The 1169-nt window shown below is 47.4% G+C and carries 2 rRNA genes; both read left to right on the top strand.

The window, feature by feature from the left end:
* A 16S ribosomal RNA gene (locus ACTQ5K_RS25410) occupies positions 1–405 on the top strand; the annotation flags it as partial.
* Between the two features lie 361 nt (positions 406–766).
* A 23S ribosomal RNA gene (locus tag ACTQ5K_RS25405) occupies positions 767–1169 on the top strand; the annotation flags it as partial.

The following is a 1169-nucleotide window of genomic DNA, read 5'->3' as shown; positions in this document are numbered from 1 at the left end:
AGTTGGGCACTCTAAGGTGACTGCCGGTGACAAACCGGAGGAAGGTGGGGATGACGTCAAATCATCATGCCCCTTATGACCTGGGCTACACACGTGCTACAATGGATGGTACAAAGGGCAGCAAAGCGGTGACGCCTAGCAAATCCCATAAAACCATTCTCAGTTCGGATTGTAGGCTGCAACTCGCCTACATGAAGCTGGAATCGCTAGTAATCGCGGATCAGCATGCCGCGGTGAATACGTTCCCGGGCCTTGTACACACCGCCCGTCACACCACGAGAGTTTGTAACACCCGAAGTCGGTGGGGTAACCATTTGGAGCCAGCCGCCTAAGGTGGGATAGATGATTGGGGTGAAGTCGTAACAAGGTAGCCGTATCGGAAGGTGCGGCTGGATCACCTCCTTTCTAAGGAAAATGGAATTCACATTCCATCAAAGATTGTTGACGATTTGTTGTTCAGTTTTGAGGGAGCAATTCCTCAAAAATAGGCTTTTAAATAAGCCGAAATTGTTCTTTGAAAACTAAATCATTAAATAGAAGTAACCAAGATAAACCGAGTAATCGCCATCTTAGATTCTCTATTTTAGAGAATTATTACTTTGAAAAGTAATTGTATCAATCGAATACCCTTTCAAAGATTTGAGAGCAAAGAGAAGCAAGTAGATCAAGGAAGCGACCGAGCGAGCACCGGAGCGTACGCTAGTACGTGAGGAGCAGAGTAAGGAAGCTGACGAAGAGATACGCCGCTTATCTTTGGTCGAAACTAAGTTAAGTTAGAAAGGGCGCACGGTGGATGCCTTGGCACTAGGAGCCGATGAAGGACGGGATTAACACCGATATGCTTTGGGGAGCTGTAAGTAAGCTTTGATCCAGAGATTTCCGAATGGGGAAACCCTCTATCCGTAATGGGATAGAATCTTTACCTGAATACATAGGGTACTGAAGGCAGACCCGGGGAACTGAAACATCTAAGTACCCGGAGGAAGAGAAAGCAAACGCGATTCCCTGAGTAGCGGCGAGCGAAACGGGATTAGCCCAAACCAAGAGGCTTGCCTCTTGGGGTTGTAGGACACTCTATATGGAGTTACAAAGGAACGGGGTAGACGAATCGATCTGGAAAGGTCAGTCGTAGAAGGTAAAAACCCTGTAGTCGAAACTTCGTTCCCTCC

This window comes from Niallia sp. Sow4_A1, from assembly GCF_052116745.1.
Taxonomy (GTDB): domain Bacteria; phylum Bacillota; class Bacilli; order Bacillales; family Cytobacillaceae; genus Niallia; species Niallia hominis.
This window is presented reverse-complemented; position numbering and strand designations above follow the sequence as displayed.